This is a genomic window from Candidatus Binatia bacterium, from assembly GCA_036493895.1.
Taxonomy (GTDB): Bacteria; Desulfobacterota; Binatia; order UBA1149; family CAITLU01; genus DATNBU01.
Window position 1 is genome coordinate 149,855 of sequence record DASXOZ010000053.1, and the last position, 21,459, is coordinate 171,313.

A 21,459-nucleotide genomic window follows, 5' to 3' on the forward strand; every position below is an offset into this window, starting at 1 on the left:
AGGCGGCGAGGACGATATGGATCGTCATCGCCCCTCTCCGGATCAGAGGAACTCGCAGAGATACGCGGCCGGCGCCGAAACCTCGACGTCGAAGCCGCTGTGGGCGGGCACTTCGAAGCACGTTCCCGACGGATAGACCCTCGAGACTTCCCCGGGAAGCCGCACGCGCAGCTCGCCGCTGAGCACGGTCATGCGCTCGGGCGCATCGGTGTTGAAGTGGAACGCGCCGACGTCGAACACTCCCGCCGAGTAGCGGCGTCCGTTGCGCTCGAAGCCGATGCTCTGGACCAGTCCGTCGAAGAAGGTGTTGTGGAGGAGCATGGAGCGCTGTCTAGCCGATAACCATGCTCAGGGCCAGTGCGAAAATGCGCCGGTCCAAACTGGACGCGGCCTTGCGCGGCCCGAGCCGGTGATCGGATCGCGCAGAGCCGCAAGTGCGCGCTGCGGCCCGCTGCCGGCCGCGTTGAATCCGCGGCCTGCACCCGCAATGTAGACACTTCGCGTATCCACCGGGCGCTCTGCAACGCGCCCTTCGACCCGAGGGAAATCCATGCCGACCAAGCCCACCTCCAGGCCTGCCTGCCCGAATTTTTCATCCGGTCCTTGTGCCAAGCGTCCCGGCTGGAGCCTGGCCGGGCTCGGCGGGGCTGCCCTCGGCCGCTCGCATCGGGCCAAGGTCGGCAAGGAAAAACTCGCTGCCGTCATCGAGCGCAGCAAGTCCGTTCTCGGCATGCCAAAGGACTGGCGCCTCGGCATCGTCGCCGGCTCCGACACCGGCGCGGTCGAGATGGCGATGTGGTCGCTTCTCGGATCGCGCGCGATCGACCTGCTCGCATGGGAAAGCTTCGGCGACGGCTGGATCACCGACGTCACCAAGCAGCTCAAGCTCGAAGCCCGCGCGGTTCGCGCCGACTACGGCGAGATTGCCGATCTTTCCTCGGTCAACTTCGACAACGACGTCATCTTCACGTGGAACGGCACGACTTCGGGAGTGCGCGTGCCCGACGGCAAGTGGATCCCGGCCGATCGCAACGGCCTGGCGATCTGCGACGCGACCTCTGCGGTGTTCGCAATGGACGTCGCGTGGGACCGCCTCGATGTCGTGACCTGGTCCTGGCAGAAAGTGCTCGGCGGCGAAGGCGGCCACGGCATGCTCGCGTTGTCTCCGCGCGCCGTCGAGAGGCTGCAGAGCTGGACGCCGGCGTGGCCGATGCCGAAGATCTTCCGCATGACCAAGAAGGGCAAGCTCGACGAGGAGATCTTCCAGGGATCGACGATCAACACGCCGTCGATGCTCTGCGTCGAGGATGCGCTCGATTCCCTGTCGTGGGCGGAGAGCGTCGGCGGGCTTCGCGGTCTCATCGCGCGCTCGGAAGGAAATCTTGCGGCGATCTCGGCATGGGTGGCCGAGTCACCGACATTCGCGTTCCTCGCGCGTGACGACAAGACGCGTTCGTGCACGTCGATCTGTCTCAAGGTGGTCGAGCCGTGGTTCGAGGCGCTCGACGGCGACGCGCGGGCGGCGGCGATCAAGAAGATGTGCTCGATCCTCGAAAAGGAAGGGGTCGCCTACGACATCGCCGGTTACCGCGATGCACCGGCAGGTCTTCGCATCTGGGGCGGTGCCACCGTCGAGCGCAGTGACATCGAGGCTTTGCTGCCTTGGCTCGATTGGGCTTTCGCCGAAGTTCGCGGGGTGTAGTGCCCTGGCGGGCGAAAGGGATGCCCGCGCTCGCTACGTCCTCGGGCCGCTTCGCGGCCCTGCGGAGCCGCTCGCACGGGGATGCCTTTCGCCCGCTAGTGGCGTTGAGGTTTTATTTGCAGCGGACGCCGGTGGTGGTGCCGGTCGGGAGGCAGCCGTCGGCGGCGAAGGTGGCGGTCGCGCAGTTGGTGGTTGGCGTGGTCGGTTCGAGGAGGACGGCGCCGCTTAGCGGGAGTTGGGCGGGATTGACTGGATAGGAGCCGGCCGATCCGAAGATTCGGAACGACACTGTCGTCGAGACGCCGTCGCTCTTCGATTTGAGCTGCGCCTTGGTGATGCCGGAGGCGGCAATGGCGGTCCTGTCCTGGTATTTCCACTTTCCGGATGAGCCGGTCCAGCCGCTTCCCGGGTCGCCGCTGTAGGCTCCGGCCGCAATCGTCACGTCGACCGTGGTTCCGCTGCCGTCGGCGATCACGAAACGAAGGCCGTTCGTGACCGGATCGATCGACGGGGTGCCGGCGAGGACGAAGGTTCCGGAGAACTTGAGTGAATCGTCGGCGTCGGGCGTGTCGATGCCGCGGATCTGCAGCTTCGGCTTCGCGACCGGCGGCGAGCAGCCCCCGCTGGTCGGCTGCACGTACGAAAGCTCAGTGGACCAGTAGGTGGGCGACGGCAACGTGTCCCAGGGATTGGGCAGCTGGTCCGTCGTCACGTAGACGAAGCCGGCATTGCGCTGCTGGCTGAGCAGCACGGCCTGTGGAACGTCGGCTTCGGACGTGGCGTAGATCAGGTGCCAGAAGCGGGAGGAATCGTAGCCCGACTCCCATCCGGTCGGCATCCACGTCTGGTACTGGGCCCAGGAACCCTCGAAGTCCAGGATGATGTCCGCTGCGGCGGCGTAGCATTCGAGCGTGGGATTTCCCGGGTTGATCACCGTCAACCCGAGGCCGCCTTTGGCCTTCACGTACGTGTCGAGATCGGCGTAGTACGGCTCGTTGGCGCACGTGTCGTCGGCTTCGTCGATGAAGATTCCGTCGACGCCGTACCACGCGTAGTAGTTGTCGATGTCGGTCTTGAGCAGCGCCGGATCGCGCGTCGCATAGCTCGAGTAGACGTAACCCAGCACCTTGATGCCGGCAGCACGGGTGTGGGCAATCTGGCTCGTGTAGTTCGAGTCGGGCATCGGCCCGGCGCCGTTTGCCGGATTCATGACGGCGAACGACACCGTCGGCACGGCGTGCTCCATCTGGGTCCACAGCGGATCCGGATAGCTCGGGTAGAAATACGCGGGAATCGCGATCGACTGGAGCGGAGAAGCGGCGGCGAGCTTCGCACCGGACGCCGGCATGCAGCAGGCCGCGAGCACTGCCGCGCGCAACGCCATGCGCAATACCATGCGAAGGCCCGCAGCGCGGCCGGAGTGAACCCGGGTCACCGCGCGCGCCGCTGCAGCAGCGCTTCCTTGATGCGACCGACGACGCCGCGCAGCGCCGATCGCGAGCGCTCGACTTCCTCGGAAGCGGCCTGCTCGCTGAGCAGGCCGCGCAGCTCGCGCGCGTTCTTCTCGAGATGCACGCGGTCGTTGGCGGCAAGTTTGTCGCCGACCTGACCGAGCAGACGGTCCACTTCCTGCAGCGTCGGATCGACCGGCGGCGGCGGGCTCGCTTCTTTTTGCCGCGCGTCGCTCGCGGCGGAGTGCGACGCACCCTTCGCGCCGGCGTCCCTGGCAGCCTGCGTTGCGCGTTGCTGCACCGGGTGCTGCCCGGCCGGCGGCCCCGGTTGCCATGCGGCGTGCTGCGCGACGGGCTGGTCGAGGGTCTGCGCCGAGCGCGCCGTGCCCTCGTGCAGCGGCCGAGTCGTCGTCGTATTGGTCTCGGCGGTCTTCCCGCCGAGGGCAGGCTCGTTGGCGACGGCGGTGCGCGCCGAGACCGATACGGTCTGGGAGCGGCCGGTGGCGCGGTCGCGAGCGCTGACCTTGACCATGCCGTTGAGGTCGATCGCGAACGTCACGTCGATCTGCGGTGCACCTTTGGGCGCTGCCTCGATTCCGTCGAGATCGAAGCGGCCGAGCGAGTCGTTGAGCTTGGCGCGGTCGGCTTCGCCCTGCACGACGTGCACTTCGACGCTGGTCTGCCCGTCGGCAGCCGTCGTGAACGTGCGCATCGCCTCGGTCGGAATCGTCGTGTTGCGCGGGATCACGCTGGCGGTCAGCCCGTCGAACGTCTCGACGCCGAGCGACAGCGACGTGACGTCGAGCAGCACCAGCCCCTTGATTTCGCCCGAAAGCACGCCGGCCTGGACGGCCGCGCCGAGCGCCACGACTTCGTCGGGATTGACGGTGCGGCGCGGCTCCTTGCGAAAGTACTCGGTGACTCGCTTCTGCACGAGCGGAATGCGCGACGATCCGCCGACGAGCACGATCTCGTCGATCTCGGCCGCGCCGCGCCCGGCGTCGCTCAGCGCCTGCACGCAGGAAGAGAGCGTGCGTTCCACGAGGTCGGCGATCATCTCCTCGAGCGCGCCGCGCGACATCGCGACTTCCAGGTGCTGGGGTCCACTCGCGTCGGCGGCAAGGAACGGCAGGTTGATATCGGTCGCGGTGCGCGAAGAGAGATCGATCTTGGCGTGCTCGGCCGCTTCGCGCAGGCGCTGGTGCGCGACGGCATCGCCGTTGATGTGGATGCCGGTCTTCTCTTCGAATTGCGCGATCAGCCACGCGACGATGCGCGCGTCGATGTCGTCGCCGCCGAGATGGGTGTCCCCGTGCGTCGAGATGACCTCGATGACGTCGTCGCCGACCGTCAGGATGGAGACGTCGAAAGTGCCTCCGCCGAAGTCGTAGACTGCGACGCACTTCTCGTGGTTCTTGTCGAGGCCGTAAGCCAGCGCGGCCGCCGTCGGCTCGTTGATGATGCGGCGTACGTCGAGCCCCGCCAGGCGGCCGGCCTCCTTGGTCGCCGTGCGCTGCGCGTCGTTGAAGTACGCAGGCACCGTGATCACCGCGCCGTCGACGGGCTCGCCGAGGAAGAACTCGGCCGAGCGCTTGAGCTCGCGCAGCACGTGCGCCGAGATCTGCTCGGGCATCCACCGCTGGTCGCCGACGAGAATCTGGGCTTCGCCGTGATCGCCGGCGACGACTTCGTAAGGCACGACCTCGCGGTCGGCGGCAACGGCTTCGAACTGCTGCCCCATGAAGCGCTTGGCCGAAAAAATCGTGCAGCGCGCGTTGGCCACGGCCTGGCGGCGCGCAACTTCCCCGACGAACACGTCGCCGTTGGCACCGAACGCGACCACGGACGGCGTCAGCCGCGAGCCCTGCTGGCTCGCGATCAGGCGCGGCTCGCGCCCGTCCCACACGGCCATCACCGAGTTGGTCGTACCGAGATCGATTCCGAGGATTTTTCCCATGCGGCCTTTCGGTTGATCCGGAATCGTTACGCGCGTGCGCGGCCGGCCCTGCGGCCGGCGGGCAGTCCCGCCAGAGCCTCAGCCCGTTCCGGCAGCCCGTTCTGGTCGAGGTAGTCGACACCCGTCGACGTGATGGTGCAGCCGCCGCCGTCGGTGCGCGCGATCAGGCTCTTCTCGCGCAGGAACCAGAACGTGAACTCCAGGTGCTCGCGCGGGATGCCGAGCAGGCCTTCGATCTCGTACATCGCGATCGACGGGTGCTCGGGGTCGCGACGCCGCTTGTTGTACAGCAAGCTCAGCACGCCGAAGCGGATCTCGCGGTCGGAGGAAACGCCGCCGGCGGCCTCCTGCGCGTCGAACAGGCGCCACTTGACCGCCTTGTGGTGCTGGTGGTGAACGTCGAACTGGGCGCGGAGCTCGGGATCGCCAAGCACCTTGTAGGCCTGGAGGATCTGCGTGAATCGCTCGACGTCACCGGTTTCCTTGTTGTCGGGATGAAAGCGCTGGGCCAGCATCCGGTACACGCGCGCAACCGTGTCCGGATGCGCATTCGGGCTGATCTCGAGCACCTCGTAGAAATCGATGAAAACGTCCTGAGAGCTCATCGCCCCCTCACCCCCAGCCAAGAAGATGTCGGCTATACGCGCCGCAACCCTTAGTCAAAACTAAAAGACGCCGCGACGACGCTTCGCACGCGTCGTCCGGACAAGGCAAACCCCTGAACCTGGGCGGTTCTTTTCAGCGGAGTGTGACCGTTCCCACAGCAGATCGGCTTCCCGCGAGCCGTGCCGTCCGAACGGCCGTCCTCCCACCCATCTTCCTATAGCGCTTCGATGGTCCTGTCTCCAAGCTGATCGGGCAAGATGGCCCGGCAACGCAGATCACCTGAAACATCCGATTTTCGGTCGATGTCGCTGTTTTAACGCAGATTTTTCTGCTCTGCGGTGCTGTCTAGGCCACCAGGTCGCCGGGGCTGTCCGGGCGGCCTCGCTAGCACAGGCTCCGGGGGACGCCGTGGCCTCGCTCCTGCGGAACGCCGCCGCTGGAGCTCGATCGCGAGTCAGGGCGCCTGGGCACCGAGGCGGGCGGCGGCGGCAGAATCGACGAGCCAGGTCAGCTTTCCGCCTGCGGGATGGACGAGGGCGGCCGGAAGTTCCGTCGCACCGCCTGACAATACTTCGGCCAGCGGCGCGGCTTTGTCCGGTCCGGCGACGAGGAACGCCACCGAGCGTGCAGCGTTGATGACGCCGGCGGTGAGCGTGACTCGCCACGTGCGAAGGCCGGGAGCCCAGTTCGCGACGCAGAGGCTCTCCGGCGGTGCTGCCAGCGCCGCCGATCCTGGAAACAGCGATGCCGTATGGCCGTCCGGGCCGAGGCCGAGCAGCACGAGATCGAGGCTCGGCAGGCCGCGGGCGCCCGGCGGCACATGGCGCCTGAGGGTAATGGAATACAGCGTCGCTGCCTTTTCGGGAGAGCCGGACGAGGTGTCGATCGCGAAGACGTTGCGCTGCTGGATCGGCACGTGGTCGAGCAGCGCCTCGTGCGCCATCCTCGCGTTGCTGTCGGGATGGTCGGCCGCAACCCAGCGCTCGTCGCCGAAGAAGACCTGCCAGCGTGCGAACTGCGCGGCGCTCGACCTGGCGAGCCGCTCGTAAAGGCGACGCGGAGTGGAGCCGCCCGACAGCGCAATGCGAAAGACCCCGCTGCGCGCCAGCGCAGCGTGCTCGCATTCGAGGACGAGGTGGCAGGCGGCTTCGGCCAGGGCGTCGGGATCCGCGACGGTGACGACACCGGGCGCGCCTGCCTGCGCCGATGAGGCGGAAGCGGCCATCAACGGTCCTGGCGATGCCAGCGGCGGCCGTCGCGCGTCATCAGCTCGTCGGCCGCCTTCGGTCCCCAGCTGCCGGCGGCGTAGTTCGGGAAGTCGCGCGCGGCCAGGGCCGACCACACATCGAGAACCGGCGCGACGATGCGCCAGCCGGCCTCGACCATGTCGGCGCGCTGGAACAGGGTCTGGTCGCCGACGAACGCGTCGTGCAGGAGTCGCTCGTAGCCCGTGGCGACTTCGGTGCCGAAATGCTCCGAGTACTTGAAGTCCATGTCGACGCTGCCGATGCGCATCGTCGCGCCCGGGATCTTGGCGCCGAAGCTGAGCGATATGCCTTCGTCCGGCTGCACCTGGATGACGAGCTCGTTCGGATCGATGTCGTTGATCGTCGTCTCGCGGAACAGCGCGAACGGCGGCCGTCGGAACTGCACGACGATCTCCGTGTCACGCTGGGCCATCGCCTTGCCGACGCGCAGGTAGAACGGGACGTCCTTCCAGCGCCAGTTGTCGATCTCCAGTTTCATCGCGACGAAGGTCTCGGTCTTGGACAGCGAGTCGACGCGGTCTTCCTGGCGGTAGTCGGGCAGGCGCCGGTTGCCGATCGTGCCGGCGCCGTACTGGCCCCGAACCGCCTTCTGCAGCACTTCCTCGGGAGTCATCGGCTGCACCGCGCGCAGCACCTTGCTTTGCTCGTCGCGCACGGCGTCGGCGTGGAAAGAGATGGGCGGCTCGAGGGCGACCAGGCTGATCAGCTGCATGATGTGGTTCGGCACCATGTCGCGCAGAGCGCCCGTCTCGTCGTAGTAGCCTCCCCTGCCCTCGACGCCGACGGTCTCGGCCACCGTGATCTGCACGTGGTCGACGTAGCGGCGATTCCAGATCGGCTCGAAGATGCCGTTGGCGAAGCGGAACACCAGGATGTTCTGGACGGTCTCCTTCCCGAGATAGTGATCGATGCGATAGATCTGGCTTTCGTCGAGAACCTTGAGGAGCGAGTCGTTGAGCGCTTTGGCCGTCGCAAGGTCGCGGCCGAACGGCTTCTCGATGACGACGCGCCGCCACCTGCCGTCGTTCTGCTTGACCATCCCCTGCACTGCCAGCTTCTGCACGATGGGATCGAAGAATTCCGGCGCGACGGCAAGGTAGAACAGGACGTTGCCGCCGGTGTGATGCTGGTCTTCGACTTCCTTGATCTTTGCCTCGAGGCGCTTGTAGGCCTCGTCGTCGTGGAACTCGCCACCGACGAAATACAGGCGGCTTTGGAGCCATGCCCACGTCCGCTCGTCGACGCCGTCGGTGGCGTACTCGCTGATGTTGCGTCGCATCTGGTCGCGGAAATCCGCGTCGCTGGTGTCGCGGCGCGCGAATCCGATCACCGCGAACTCCTCGGCGAGCAACCGGTCTCCGACGAGATTGTACAGGGCCGGGATCAGCTTGCGCTTGGTCAGGTCCCCCGAGGCGCCGAACAGCACGAGCAGGCAGGGCCCGGCGGCGGCGACCGTGCTGCCGGAGCGATCAGTAGCCATTTGCTGCGTCTCCTTTTTCACTCTGGCTTCGCACTTCACACCGGCTTCGCGCGTCACTCCGGATTCGCGAGCTCACGCAGGTTTCTTGCCGGCCGCGGGCTGCTGCGGAGGCTCGACGTGCCCGCCGAATCCGTGGCGCATCGCCGACAGGATTTTTTCGGCGAACGTGTGGTCCTGGCGGGAACGGAAGCGGGCAAAGAGCGACGCCGTCAGCACCTCGGCTGGAACCGCCTGCTCGACGGCCGTCTCGACGGTCCAGCGTCCTTCGCCCGAATCCGCCACGGTGCCGGAGTACTGGCCGAGGTCGGGACTGGTCGCAAGCGCGGACGCCGTCAGGTCGAGCAGCCACGACGTCACGACCGAGCCGCGGCGCCAGAGCTCGGCGACGTCGGCAAGATTGATGTCATAGCGGTAGCCGGCGCCGGACGGAGCCGTCGCGGCCCCTTTCATGATGTCGAACCCTTCGGCGTACGCCTGCATCAGGCCGTATTCGATGCCGTTGTGAATCATCTTGACGAAATGACCGGCGCCGACGCCGCCGCAGTGCAGGTAGCCGTTCTCGGCAGTGCTGCGCCGGCCTTCACGGCCGGGGGATGCGGCGATGCCTGATGGCCCCGGAGCGAGCGTCTTCAGGATCGGCTCGACGATTGCGAACGTCTCGGGCTCGGCGCCGATCATCAGGCAGTAGCCGCGCTCGAGGCCCCAGACTCCGCCGCTGGTGCCGACGTCGAGGAAGCGGATGCCTTTTGTCGCAAGCATCGCTGCGCGCCGGATGTCGTCCTTGAAATGCGAGTTGCCGCCGTCGATGGCGACGTCGCCCGGCGACAGCAGGCCGGCAAGCTCGTTGAATACCGAATCGGTGGCCGCACCGGCCGGCACCATCACCCACACGACGCGCGGCGCGTCCAGTTTCGAGACCGCGTCAGCCAGGCTCGAGGCCGACTGCGCCCCGGCGCCGGCAAGCTCCTGGACCGCCGCGGTGCTGCGGTCGCTGGCGACCACCTGGTGGCCGCCGGCCATCAGGCGGCGGCTCATGTTGGCACCCATGCGTCCCAGTCCGACCATTGCGATTTTCATCGACTGACCTCCTGAGCGGAAAACCGGCCAAGCCCGCGACGGCAAAGCATTTCACGCGCGGCAGCCGGCTCATGCGTGCCATTCCCGCAATACCGGGCATCCATCGCGAGCCGGCGCGCGGGCGCGAGCGGGCGCGCCGAATGTGTACCTGGCCCGGATTTCGCCAATCCGAGCACGGGTGGCGCGCCGTTCCCAGCGCCCTCGCCAGCTGTGTTGCAGATCGCACGACGCCCCGGCGGACAATCCTGCATCCTGCACGACCCGTCCGGGGAGGCTGCCGAAAACGCGTGAATTCCCGGTGCTCGCGCATGGCACGCCGCCTGCTCCAGAGCCCGTGTGGCACCGTCCCATTCGACACCGGCTGCGCAAGGTCTGGCGGCCGCTCGCACGAGCAGCTGGCTCGCCGGCGCGCTGCTCGCGATGGTGGTCGCCGGATGGTGGAGCGGCCGCGAGCAACGCGGGCTGCTGTCGCTGCCGGCACCGATCCGGCGCGAAATCTACCTTCGCACGCTTTCGAGCGTCACCGCTTTGTGCACCGACCAGCGCGCCGCCGACGCCGTCGCTTCGCGCTGCCAGGACAGCGCCCGCTTCCTCGTCGAGTTTCCGGAATGCGACGAAGCCTGCCGCACCCTTGCGCGGCCCTTCCTGCCGGAGCCGACCCGCTAGATGAGAAAATGAGAAAAGGAGAGAGCTTGCCGTGGGGATGACCAACCAGAGTTTTACTGCGTCGCGCCTGCTGCGTGCCGTCATCGGCGACAAGAGGGAGATCGACGAGGGCGTGTTCCACAAGGTCTCGCTGGTGGCGTTCCTGGCCTGGGTGGGCCTCGGCGCCGACGGTCTGTCGTCGTCGGCCTACGGCCCCGAGGAAGCGTTCAAGGCCCTCGGCGGCGAGACCTACCTCGCGATCATGCTCGCGCTCGCGACGACGCTGACGGTCGTCATCATCGCGTACTCGTACAGCCGCATCATCGAGCATTTTCCGCTGGGCGGCGGCGGGTACATCGTCGCGTCGCGACTTCTCGGAGCCGGCGCGGGCGTGACATCGGGATCGGCGCTCGTGATCGACTACGTTCTGACGATCTCGATCTCGATCGCGGCGGGCGGCGACGCGATCTTCAGCTTCCTGCACCCGGAGTGGAGCACCAAACTGGTCTTCGGGCTGTTCCCGCTGAAGCTTCCGATTGAATTTCTCGCCATCGTCGTGCTGATCCTGCTCAACCTGCGCGGGGTCAAGGAGTCGGTGACGGCGCTGGCGCCGATTTTCCTCACCTTCCTCGTCACGCATGCGATCCTGATCGTCGGCGTCATCCTCAGCCGCTCGGGCGAAATTCCGGTCGTCGTCGCCGGCGTGCGCGAAGGTTTCGCCCACGGGCTGCAGAGTCCGCCGCTCGGGCTCGGCGCAATCGGAATGATCGCGCTGTTCCTGCGCGCCTACTCGATGGGTGCCGGTACCTACACGGGCATCGAGGCCGTCTCCAACGGCCTTTCGATCATGCGCGAGCCGAAGGTACAGACCGGCCGCCGCACGATGGCGCTGATGGCCTCTTCGCTGGCGCTCACCGCCGGAGGGCTGATCGTCGCGTACCTTCTCGCGCACGTGATCCCGGTCGAAGGCAAGACGATGAACGCCGTTCTCGCCGAGAAGTTCAGCGAGGGCATGCACATCGGCGGTTTCTCGTACGGCACCGCGTTCGTGTTCGTCACGCTCGTCTCCGAGGCTGCGCTGCTCGTCGTCGCCGCGCAGGCCGGCTTCATCGACGGTCCGCGCGTGATGGCCAACATGGCCTCCGACTCGTTCCTCCCGCACCGGTTCAGCCAGCTTTCCGACCGCCTGACGATGCACTACGGCGTGCTGCTGATGGGCGGCCTTTCCGCTGCCGCGCTCTGGTACACCAGTGGCGACGTCACGCACCTGGTCGTCATGTACTCGATCAACGTGTTCGTGACGTTCTCGTTGTCCCAGCTCGCGATGTGCCGCTTCTGGGTGCGCCACCGCAGCGACCACGAGTTGTGGAGGCGGCGCCTGGGCGTGCACGTGATCGCGCTGGCGCTTTGCGTGTTCATCCTTTGCGCCACCGTCTACGTGAAGTTCGCCGAAGGCGGCTGGGTCACGCTGGGGCTTACCGCGGTGCTGATCGCCACCTGCTTCGTGATCCGGCGCCACTACCGCACCGTGCAGGGCGGGCTGAACCGGCTCGACGACATCGTCGAGGCGCTGCCGACCACCTGCAACGGCCATACGCCGGAGCTGCAGCCGGAAGCGCCGACCGCAGTGCTGCTGGTCGGCTCCTACGCGGGACTCGGCATCCACACGATGCTGTCAATCGAGAGGCTGTTCCCCCGCTATTTCAAGAACTACGTGTTCGTCGCGGTCGGGGTCATCGATTCGGCGTCGTTCACCAACGTGAGCGCCGTCGACGAAGTGCGCGAGCGCACGCAGACCGAGCTCGCGCGTTACGTCGAGCTGGCCAACCGCCTCGGGCTGGCTGCGCAGATGCGCATGGCCATCGACACCGAAGTGCTCGGTCCCGCGCTGCGCCTGTGCACCGACGTCCAGCGCGACTACCCGCGCTCGATCTTCTTTGCCGGCAAGCTCGTGTTCGAGCGGGAGCGCTGGTACCAGCGCCTGCTGCACAACGAGACGGCTTACCAGCTCCAGCGAAGCCTGCAGTTCGCCGGCCTGAACGCGATGGTGCTTCCGACCCGCGTGCTGGAGACCGCTGCATGAGCACCGGGCGGCCCGCCGGAGAGCCGCCGCCGCGGTCGGCCGCCGGCAGCCCGCGGCTCCTCCGCGACGAAGATCCGGCAGGTACCCCGCCTCCGGCGGCTCTGTACCGCCCGCTTTCATTGACCGCCCGGCTGCTTCCCGTCATGGATGACGGCATGGACAGCGTCCCACGCGCCGACGCGGGCCACGCCGGGCACGGCGGCGCCTCGCGCGTGCTGATCGTCGACGACGAGCGAAACATCCGGACCACCCTGTCGGTCTGCGTCGAGGGGATGGGCTGCGAAGTGACGGCAGTCGCGACGGCCGAGAGCGCCCTCGAAGCCCTCGAACGCGCTCCGTTCGACATCGCGTTCCTCGATCTCCGGCTCGGCGATGCCGACGGCCTGGACGTGCTCGCGCGCATGCTGAGCGCCCGGCCGAGCCTGTCCGTCGTCATCATCACTGCGCACGCAACCTTCGATACCGCCGTCGAGGCGATCAAGCGCGGCGCCGTCGACTACGTGCCCAAGCCGTTCACGCCCGCGCAGATCCGTCACATCGTCGAGCAGGCCGCGCGGCGCAGGGAAATCGTCGGACGGGTGCTCGAGCTCGAGGACCGGCTGGCCGAAGAGGTTCCCGAAGTGGACCTCGTCACCGCCTCCTCCAAGATGAGGGCGGTGCTCGACCTGTTGTCGCGCGCCGCGGCCTCGGAGGCGCCGGTGCTGCTGCGCGGCGAGAACGGCACCGGCAAGGGCGTGCTCGCACGCGCAGTCCATGCGCAGAGCCCGAGGCGCGCGCGTCCCTTCGTCACGCTCAACTGCCCGACGCTGTCCGAAGACCTGCTCGCCAGCGAATTGTTCGGTCACGTGCGCGGCGCGTTCACGAGCGCGGTGCGTGACCAGCCCGGCCGCGTCGACGCGGCCGAAGGCGGCACCTTGTTCCTCGACGAGATCGGCGAGATCTCGCCGCAGATGCAGTCCAAGCTGCTGCGATTCGTCCAGGAGAAGCGCTACGAGCGGGTCGGCGAGAACCGCACGCGGACGGCGGACGTGCGCATCGTCGCGGCGACCAACCGCAACCTCGACGAGGACGTGCGTGCCGGGCGCTTCCGCGAGGACCTGCTGTTTCGCCTCAACGTCATCGAAGTGCGCGTGCCGCCGTTGCGCGAACGTCCCGAAGACATCGTGCGCCTGGCGCGTCGCTTCCTCGATTTCTTCGCGCTCAAGGCCGGGCGCGCCTCGCCGCGGCTGCTTCCCGAAGCCGAGGCGGCCCTCGTCGCCTACGGCTGGCCCGGCAACGTGCGCGAGCTTCGCAACACCGTCGAAAGGGCGGTCATCCTGTGGCCGTCCTCCGTGATGGGGCCCGAGGCGCTGCCCGAGGCCATGGCCGCCCACGACGGCGGCCTGGCCCGCCTCGGCGGCGATTTCACGCTGGAAGCCATCGAGCGCGAGCATGTCCTTCGCGTGCTCGGCCGCGCCCCGAGCATGGAAGAAGCGGCGCGGATCCTCGGAATCGACTCGTCCACGCTGTGGCGCAAGCGTAAGAAGTACGAAGCCTGACGGCGGCGCTCGCGGCCGCCTGCAAGCAAAGCCTGCTCGATGCTCGGACTGCGCCGCAAACTCACGCTCGCCTTCGGCGGCCTGCTCGCGCTGCTTCTCGTGCTCGGCGCGACCAGCATCGCGCTGCTCAACGAATACAGCTCGACGCTCGAGAGGATCTTCCGCGAGAACTACGACACCGTCCTTTATGCGCAGCACATGAAGGACTCGATCGACGTCCTCGACGGCCTGGCCGAGCGCTCGCTGTGGAACGAGAACACCGACGCATCGCAGGCACACGACGCGACCGATTCCTTCGAGCGCAACCTTGCCAGCGAGTTCGGCAACATCACGCTGCCGGGGGAGGCCGAAGCCGCCGACCAGCTCGGCGCCCAGTGGAAAACCTACCGCCAGAACCTCGAACGCCAGCTTGCCAGCGAGGATCCGGTGCCGGCCAGACGCGAGGCTTACCGCACGGTGCTGCTTGTCCAGGCCCAGGCCGTCAAGGCGACGGCCCAGCACATCATCGACCTCAACCTTGCCAACATGGTCTCGGTCGACGGCCAGGTACGTTCCCAGGCCGAGACGTCGCGCCGCGAGATGCTGGCGATCATGGGGCTGGCCGCACTGTTCGCCGTCGCGCTCACGGTGCTGATCGGACGATCCATCCTCGATCCGCTTCGCGCACTGACTGCGTCGGTGCGCGAGATCGAGCGCGGCAATCTCGACCTGGCGGTGGCCGTTCCGTCGGGCGACGAGATCGGCGAGCTGGCCGAGGCGTTCAACAACATGACGGCACGCCTGCGCGAGTTCCGCCGTTCCGACCGCGCGCGCCTGGCGCGCACCGAGCGCACGACGCTGCTGGCGCTCAACAGCTTTCCCGACGCCGTGGCGGTCGTCGGTCCCGACGGTCGCATCGAGATGGCCAACGAGACCGCCGAGCGCGAGTTCCAGCTCGCACCCGGAGTGGACCTGGCGCGCTCGGAGAACAAGGCCCTGTGGAACATCGTCGGGCAGACGCTGGCGACCCAGCAGCCGTTCCGTCCGAGGGGCTACGAGTCGGCGATCGGAATCTTTCGCGAGACCGAGCGCTACTTTCAGCCTCAGGCGGTGCCGATCCTGTCGGAAGACAAGACGCTCGTCGGTGTGACGCTGGTGCTGAGCGACGTCACGAGCCTGCGCATTCTGGACATGATGAAGAGCGGCCTGTTGTCGGTCGTGTCGCACGAGCTCAAGACTCCGCTCACGTCGATCCGCATGGCCACGCACCTTCTGCTCGAAGGCAGGGTCGGACCGCTGACGGCACAGCAGGCCGACCTCCTGCAGGCGGCGCGCGAGGACGGCGACCGCCTGCACGGCATCATCGACAACCTGCTCGACCTCGGGCGCCTGCAGTCGGGGCGCGGCCTTCTCGACCTGGAGCCGGTACCGGTGCAGAGCCTGGTCGAGGATGCGGTCGCCGAATTCGCGACCCGTTACCGCAGCCGCGGCGTGCAGCTCGAGGTTGGGTGCGCGCCGGATTCGGGCGCAGCGCTCGTCGATACCGGGCGCGTCCGTCACGTCTTCGCGAACCTGCTGGAAAATGCGCTGCGCTTTACGCCCGGCGGCGGCCGCGTGTCGATCACTTCTTCGCGCAGCGGCGAGTTCGTCGAATTTGCCGTCGCCGACACTGGCAGCGGCATCGCACCCGAGGATCTCCCGCGCATTTTCGACCGCTTCTATCGCGCAGCCCACCAGGCCGCCCACAGCGGCGCGGGGCTCGGCCTGGCGATCGTCAAGGAGATCGTCGAGGCGCACGGCGGAACGATCTTCGTGCAAAGCGAGCCCGCGCGCGGCACAACGTTCCGCTTCTCGCTGCGGGCGGCCAGCTCAGCCGACGCCGCCGCGAGCCGGGGCGAAGCCGCATCGTGAGCCGGTCTTTCGTCGCCGGCCTGCCGGAACGGCAATGAGCAGGGAACGAAGCGATCACTTCCTCGAGCTGATTCGCCGCGCGCACCGCGGCCGCCTCAAGGTCTATCTTGGCTACGGCCCCGGTGTCGGCAAAACCTGGCAGATGCTCGAGGAAGCGCACCGCCTGCGGCAGCAGGCCGTGGACGTCGTCGTCGGGTACGTCGAGACGCACGGACGCGACGACGTCGCCAGGCTCGCCGCCGGACTCGAGACGCTTGCGCGGCGCAAGGAAGACTACCGCGGCCTGGTGCTCGAGGAATTCGACGTCGAGGCGGCGCTCGCGAGAAAACCGGAAGTCGTGCTCGTCGACGAGCTCGCGCACGCCAACCTTCCCGGAAGCCGCAATGCCAAGCGATACGAAGACGTCCAGGAGCTGCTCGCCGCCGGCATCCACGTGCTGACGACGCTGAACGTCCAGCATCTCGAAAGCCTCTACGACACGGTCGAACGACTGGTCGGCATCAAGGTGCGCGAAAGGCTGCCCGACTCGGTGCTCGCCGACGCCGACGAAGTCGTCAACGTCGATCTTTCGCCGCAGGATCTTCGAAGGCGCGTCGCCGACGGCAAAGTCTATCCGCGCGGCGGCAGTGACGGCGAAACGGCCGGGCTTTTCGCAGAGACGAGCCTCGAGCGGCTTCGCGAGTTGACGATGCGGGAGATCGCATCCCAGATCGATTTCCGTCGCCGCGCAATCCCGCGCGCCGGCGAAGGATCCTCTCCCGACCAGATCATGGTCTGCCTCGGCACAGGCGCCGCCGCCAATGCGAGCCTGCTGCGCTTCGCGTCGCGCCTGGCCGGGCGCCTCAACCGCAACTGGTACGCGGTGCACGTGCAGGGCTCGGTTGACGCCGGCGAGGCGGCGGCGCGAGCGCTCGCCGACACGATGGTGCTGGCCAACGAGCTCGGCGCGACCGTCTTCACGTTCCGCGGCGACAGCGTCGTCGATACCATCGTCCGCTTTGCCGGCGAATACCGCGTCGGCCAGATCGTCGTCGGCAGGTCGAGACAATTGGCGTGGTGGCAGCACCGGCTCGGTCGCACGACGCTGTGCTCGGATCTGATCGAGCGCTCGGCCGGCTTCACCGTGGTCGTCGTCGACACCGATCGCGACGAGCCTGTAGCGATCGAGGGCGACACCGCACCGACACGAAGCACGGCGGAATCGTCGCGACGCCTGTCGCAGCTTCTCGGCGAGAATCATATCGAGATCTTCGATCGACCGATGGCCACCGAGCAGGTGCTGAGAACCCTGCTCTCACGCATCGGGGCCGGACGCGCGCAGTGGAACGCCGACGAGGCGCTCGCGCGCCTTCACGAACGCGAAAGCCAGGGCTCGACGTTCCTGAACGAAGGCATCGCGCTTCCCCACGCCCGGCTCGATGGCCTCGCCGCTCCCGTAGCAGCGCTGGCCGTGACCAGGGCCGGAGTCAGCGACGTCGCGCGCGAGCACCCCATCGAGGTCGTCTTCCTTCTGCTGGCGCCCGCGACGCAGGCCCACGAGCACCTTCAATGGATCGGCACGGCCGTACGCGTGTTCCGCAACGCGTCGGTGCGGCGGCGTCTGGCAGCAGCTGCCGGTCCCGGGGACGTGCTCCGGGCGCTCGAGGATGGAGAGCCGTTCACCTGACGGCCAGGCCATGCCTGGCGGCCGTTTTTCGCGGTGCCCCGCGCAGTTCGACCAGGCCGATGCCTGCACAGCGCGCACCCTGTCCTTTCCCCCGGCGCATGCGCTATAGGGGCGGCGGCGTTCCGGTGCCGTCGTCGCCGCCTCCGCGACACGGCCAATCTATCGCCACAAGGGACCAGCCATGAAAGGAAGTTCGCGAGTTCTCTTCGTGGGCGGCAGCGCCTGCGCTCTCCTGCGGCCTCTTGCCGCTGTCACCGTCATCGCGGCCCTTGTCGGCGTCTTCGCGCCGGCGATCGCCTCGGCGGCCGACGCAGCGACGCGCTCCGACCCGACCATCGAGCAACGGGTGGCCGACCTCGAGGCCTACGTGAACAACGCCGCGCGCGGAGCCGACGCAACCAATGCGACGGTCGCGTCGAAGGTCTCCGGTTCCGGCCCCGGCCATAACGGCTGGATGATGACGTCGGCGGCACTGGTGCTGTTCATGACGCTGCCGGGGCTGGCGCTGTTCTACGGCGGCCTCGTGCGCACGAAGAACGTGCTGTCGGTGCTGGCCCAGTGTTTCGGCATTGCCGGCCTCGTGACGATCCTTTGGTGGGCCTTCGGCTACAGCATGGTCTTCGACAGGGGCGGCGGCATCATCGGCGGCTTCTCCAAGATGTTCCTGCGAGGCGTGACGAGCGCACCCAATACCGACTACTCGTACTGGGTCTCCGAGAACGTCTTCGCGATGTACCAGATGATGTTCGCGATCATCACGCCGGCGCTGATCATCGGCGCGATCGCCGAGCGCATGAAGTTCTCGGCAATCCTGCTGTTCGTCACGCTTTGGATGCTCGTCGTCTACTTCCCGCTGGCCCACATGGTCTGGGGTGTCACCGGGATGATGAACGGCGTCTGGAACGCCGACGCCCCGATCAAGGCCATCGACTTCGCCGGCGGCACTGTCGTGCACATGTCGTCGGGATGGTCGGCGCTGATCCTGTGCCTGATCCTCGGGCCCCGCATCGGATTCCGCAAGGAGGCATTCGCGCCGCACAGCATGGTGATGTGCATGATCGGCACCGGGATGCTGTGGGTCGGCTGGTACGGCTTCAATGCAGGAAGCGCGGTGGCTGCCGACGGCGTTGCCGCCAACGCGTTCACGACCACGACGCTGGCAACGGCGGTCGCGTCGTTTACGTGGGCGATGGCCGAATACTTCGAGCGCGGCAAGCCCAGCGTGCTCGGCTTCTGTTCGGGTGCGGTGGCCGGCCTCGTCGTGATCACGCCGGCCTGCGGCTTCGTCACGCCCGGCTCGAGCGTCCTCATCGGCATCCTGGCCGGAATCGTTCCGTTCATCGCGTGCACGCGCATCAAGCACATATTCCAGTACGACGACGCGCTCGACACCTTCGGCGTGCACGCCGTCGGCGGAACTCTCGGCGCCTTCGTCACCGGAATCTTCGCGACTCCCGACGTCAACTCGAACCTCGCGACGAACCTGTCGAAGATCGTCGGCAGCACGCTGTGGATGGAGCAGCTCAAGGCGATGGGCATCACGATCGTGATGGCCGTCGTCGGCACGGTGGTGATCGCCAACGTCGTGCGCGCGCTGGTCGGGCTCAGGCCGGAGACCGAGGTCGAGCGCCAGGGTCTCGACATCAGCGAACACGGCGAAGTGGGGTACAACTTCTGAACGCGCGGAGCGGCTGATGCCGCTGGATCTCGTAGCCGCCTCCACGTTCGGCGTGGAGGCGGTCGTCGCGCGCGAGCTCGACGCGCTCGGCTACCAGGCCAGCCCCGCGCAGACCGGGCGCATCCACTTCGAGGGCGATCGCCTCGCGCTGGCGCGCGCGAACATCCAGCTGCGAAGCGCCGACCGCGTCTTCGTGCGGCTCGCCGAGTTTCCCGCGCCCGATTTCGATGCGCTGTTCGAGACCGTGCTGTCGATCCCGTGGCAAGACTGGATCGCGCGCGACGAGGCCTTTCCGGTCACGGGACGATCGGTACGAAGCACGCTGTCGAGCGTGCCGGCGCTGCAACGGACCGTCAAAAAGGCCATCTCCATGCGGCTCGGCGAGGCGTTCGGCGTGCGCAGCCTTGCCGAGACCGGCGCTGTCGTTCCCATCGAAATCGCGTTGCTCCACGACACCGCCACCTTGCTCCTCGACACCAGCGGCGACGGGCTGCACAAGCGCGGCTACCGCGACCTGGTCGGCGCCGCTCCGCTGCGCGAGACGCTGGCGGCCGCCCTCGTCGATCTTTCGTTCTGGAAAAACGGCAAGGCCCTGATCGATCCGTTCTGCGGCAGCGGAACGATCGCCATCGAAGCGGCGCTGGCCGGCCGCAGGATCGCGCCCGGTGTGGCACGCAGCTTCGCGGCCGAAGGCTGGAGCTGGATGCCGGCGGAGGTCTGGGCGCAGGCACGCGAAGAAGCGCAAGACCAGGCGCTGGAGCGCCTCGACGAACGCATCATCGCGACCGACATCGACGCCGAAGCGCTGTCGCTCGCGCGCCGCCACGCCGCGCGCGCCGGAGTCGAGGCCGACATCCACTTCCAGAAGCGCGCCTTTGCCGACCTCGAGACCAGTCACCATTACGGCTGCATCGTCACCAACCCGCCCTACGGGGTGCGTCTCGAGGACGATGACGACGTGCGCCGCCTGTACGAATCGATGGCGGCCGTGTTCGAGCGCCTGCCGACCTGGTCGTTCTTCGTTCTTACGCCGTGGCGCGATTTCGAGAGCATCGTCCGGCGGCGCGCCGACCGGCGCCGCAAGCTCTACAATGCCCGCATCGAGTGCACGTACTTCCAGTTCCACGGGCCCAAGCCTCCGCGGGCCGACGGCGGCGGCACCGGCACCGGCACCGGCGAAGACCGGGAAGCACGCGAAAGCGGGCCCCGGTAGGCTTTTCCGCCGGCCTTTGGCAAGACAAGGTCCCGGCTCCCGCCGCTGGCGGGGCCTTCACCGCGACCGAAACTGGAGAACGAACATGAAGACCTTCGTCACGACGACGGCGATTGCCGTCGCCCTCACGTCCACCCTGGTAGCGTGCGCGCAGGACGCCACCAAGGACAGCAAGCCTGCGGCACAAGCCGCCAAACCGGCTGCCGCCGACAGCAAGGAGCAAGGCAAGGTGACCACCACGGCCAGCGGCCTCAAGTACGAAGTGTTGCGCGAAGGAACGGGCGCCAAGCCCACCGCAGCCAGCAACGTCACCGTCAACTACAAGGGCACGCTGACCGACGGCACCGTGTTCGACAGCTCCTACGACCGCGGCCAGCCGGCCACGTTCCCACTGAGCGGCGTGATCAAGGGCTGGACCGAAGGCCTGCAGTACATGACGGTGGGCTCCAAATACCGTTTCACGATTCCGCCCGAGCTTGCGTACGGACCGCGCAACATGGGCAAGATTCCGCCCAACTCGACGCTGGTCTTCGAAGTCGAGCTGCTCGGCATCAACTGAGCGAGGCTGCGCGCAGGATTTCCGGCTACGGCGTCACCGTTCCCGCCAGCGGGCACGGTGCGCCGTGGCCGGACCTCGTGTCGCAAAGCGCGACGCTGCGCAGGTAGTCCTCCCATTGACGCAGCTCGGCGTCCTGCGGAGCGGCGCCCCAACGACGGATCAGCAGGTAGTGCGCATCGGCGCCGCGAAGATAGAGAAGCAGGTTCGCCAGATGCTTCGCGTCGCGGGTGCTGCAGGTCTTGAGCCACAGCAGACGCGGGGTGCCGCCGGCCGCGGACTCATCCAGAGTGTCGGAAGTCTCCGTGAGGCAGGCGGGATTGCCTCCCTGCTCGGCCATGCGGCGAAAATCCGCGGGATTGGGCCCAGGCCCCTCGCGCATCACACGAACGACGAAGACGCCCGGGCTGCCCGGCTGCGTCCACTCGGACACGTCGGTCTGGTCCTCACGGCCACGACGCACCTGCCAGCTTTTTCCCGGCATCTGCGCGGGAAGCCTCAGGTTCTCGCCGCGGCCGTAGCCTTGCGGGGCCATCGTGCTGCACGCCGTGAGCGAGCAGCAGAAAAGGGCGCCGATCGCGGCTCCTCGAATGCGTCGTTGGTGCACGTGTTGGTCCTCCTTCGGTGCGGCTTGCGGTGCGGGCCGACG

Annotated in this window: 16 protein-coding genes and 1 pseudogene; 9 read left to right on the plus strand and 8 right to left on the minus strand. The window is 67.5% G+C overall.

Annotated elements, in window-relative coordinates; all coding sequences use genetic code 11:
- Window positions 1–42: 42 nt before the first annotated feature.
- Entirely contained in the window at window positions 43–321 is a 279-nt protein-coding gene (locus tag VGK20_13515; GenBank protein ID HEY2775060.1) for a pyrimidine/purine nucleoside phosphorylase, read from the minus strand.
- Between the two features lie 229 nt (window positions 322–550).
- Between VGK20_13515 and VGK20_13520 the strand changes: the two genes are divergently transcribed.
- Window positions 551–1,702 (plus strand): phosphoserine transaminase, encoded by a 1,152-nt coding sequence (locus VGK20_13520; GenBank protein ID HEY2775061.1) that lies wholly within the window; start codon window positions 551–553, stop codon window positions 1,700–1,702.
- A 112-nt stretch (window positions 1,703–1,814) separates the two neighbouring features.
- Here the strand turns inward: VGK20_13520 and VGK20_13525 are convergent, their stop codons facing one another.
- The 6 genes from VGK20_13525 to gnd all read right to left on the minus strand — a co-directional run bounded on the left by VGK20_13525 (window position 1,815) and on the right by gnd (window position 9,541).
- Entirely contained in the window at window positions 1,815–3,098 is a 1,284-nt protein-coding gene (locus tag VGK20_13525; GenBank protein HEY2775062.1) for a spherulation-specific family 4 protein, read from the minus strand.
- 35 nt (window positions 3,099–3,133) lie between these two features.
- Complete coding sequence (gene dnaK, locus VGK20_13530) at window positions 3,134–5,110, minus strand: molecular chaperone DnaK (GenBank protein HEY2775063.1); 1,977 nt, start codon at window positions 5,108–5,110, stop codon at window positions 3,134–3,136.
- A gap of 26 nt (window positions 5,111–5,136) precedes the next feature.
- Entirely contained in the window at window positions 5,137–5,715 is a 579-nt protein-coding gene (locus VGK20_13535) for a DnaJ domain-containing protein (GenBank protein HEY2775064.1), read from the minus strand.
- Between the two features lie 455 nt (window positions 5,716–6,170).
- Window positions 6,171–6,941, minus strand: a complete 771-nt coding sequence (gene pgl, locus VGK20_13540) for a 6-phosphogluconolactonase (GenBank protein ID HEY2775065.1) — start codon at window positions 6,939–6,941, stop codon at window positions 6,171–6,173.
- Entirely contained in the window at window positions 6,941–8,464 is a 1,524-nt protein-coding gene (zwf, locus tag VGK20_13545) for a glucose-6-phosphate dehydrogenase (protein ID HEY2775066.1), read from the minus strand. Before zwf ends, pgl begins: the two co-directional genes overlap by 1 nt.
- A gap of 72 nt (window positions 8,465–8,536) precedes the next feature.
- Complete coding sequence (gene gnd, locus VGK20_13550) at window positions 8,537–9,541, minus strand: decarboxylating 6-phosphogluconate dehydrogenase (protein HEY2775067.1); 1,005 nt, start codon at window positions 9,539–9,541, stop codon at window positions 8,537–8,539.
- Window positions 9,542–9,877: 336 nt separating this feature from the next.
- Between gnd and VGK20_13555 the strand changes: the two genes are divergently transcribed.
- The 8 genes and pseudogenes from VGK20_13555 (at window position 9,878) to VGK20_13590 (ending at window position 20,813) form a co-directional block, all read left to right on the plus strand.
- Window positions 9,878–10,207 carry a hypothetical protein gene (locus tag VGK20_13555; protein HEY2775068.1) on the plus strand — a complete coding sequence of 110 codons (330 nt, stop codon included), beginning with the start codon at window positions 9,878–9,880 and terminating at the stop codon, window positions 10,205–10,207.
- 37 nt (window positions 10,208–10,244) lie between these two features.
- Window positions 10,245–12,269: an APC family permease gene (locus VGK20_13560; GenBank protein ID HEY2775069.1), complete on the plus strand. Its 2,025-nt coding sequence runs from the start codon at window positions 10,245–10,247 to the stop codon at window positions 12,267–12,269.
- A 155-nt stretch (window positions 12,270–12,424) separates the two neighbouring features.
- Window positions 12,425–13,807, plus strand: a complete 1,383-nt coding sequence (locus tag VGK20_13565) for a sigma-54 dependent transcriptional regulator (protein ID HEY2775070.1) — start codon at window positions 12,425–12,427, stop codon at window positions 13,805–13,807.
- Window positions 13,808–13,846: 39 nt separating this feature from the next.
- Complete coding sequence (locus tag VGK20_13570) at window positions 13,847–15,697, plus strand: ATP-binding protein (protein HEY2775071.1); 1,851 nt, start codon at window positions 13,847–13,849, stop codon at window positions 15,695–15,697.
- Window positions 15,698–15,731: 34 nt separating this feature from the next.
- On the plus strand, window positions 15,732–17,363 hold the full coding sequence (locus VGK20_13575) for a PTS sugar transporter subunit IIA (GenBank protein ID HEY2775072.1): 1,632 nt from the start codon (window positions 15,732–15,734) through the stop codon (window positions 17,361–17,363).
- Window positions 17,364–17,544: 181 nt separating this feature from the next.
- Window positions 17,545–19,041, plus strand: coding sequence for an ammonium transporter (locus VGK20_13580; GenBank protein ID HEY2775073.1), 1,497 nt, complete (start codon window positions 17,545–17,547; stop codon window positions 19,039–19,041).
- A gap of 16 nt (window positions 19,042–19,057) precedes the next feature.
- A complete protein-coding gene (locus tag VGK20_13585) occupies window positions 19,058–20,254 on the plus strand; it encodes a class I SAM-dependent RNA methyltransferase (protein ID HEY2775074.1) in 1,197 nt (398 codons plus the stop codon).
- 205 nt (window positions 20,255–20,459) lie between these two features.
- Window positions 20,460–20,813, plus strand: a pseudogene (locus VGK20_13590) (FKBP-type peptidyl-prolyl cis-trans isomerase).
- Between the two features lie 25 nt (window positions 20,814–20,838).
- On the opposite strand, the gene VGK20_13595 reads toward VGK20_13590, so the two are convergent.
- The gene (locus VGK20_13595; GenBank protein HEY2775075.1) at window positions 20,839–21,417 is read right to left on the minus strand and encodes a hypothetical protein; all 579 of its coding nucleotides are present in this window, start codon (window positions 21,415–21,417) and stop codon (window positions 20,839–20,841) included.
- Window positions 21,418–21,459 lie beyond the last annotated feature (42 nt).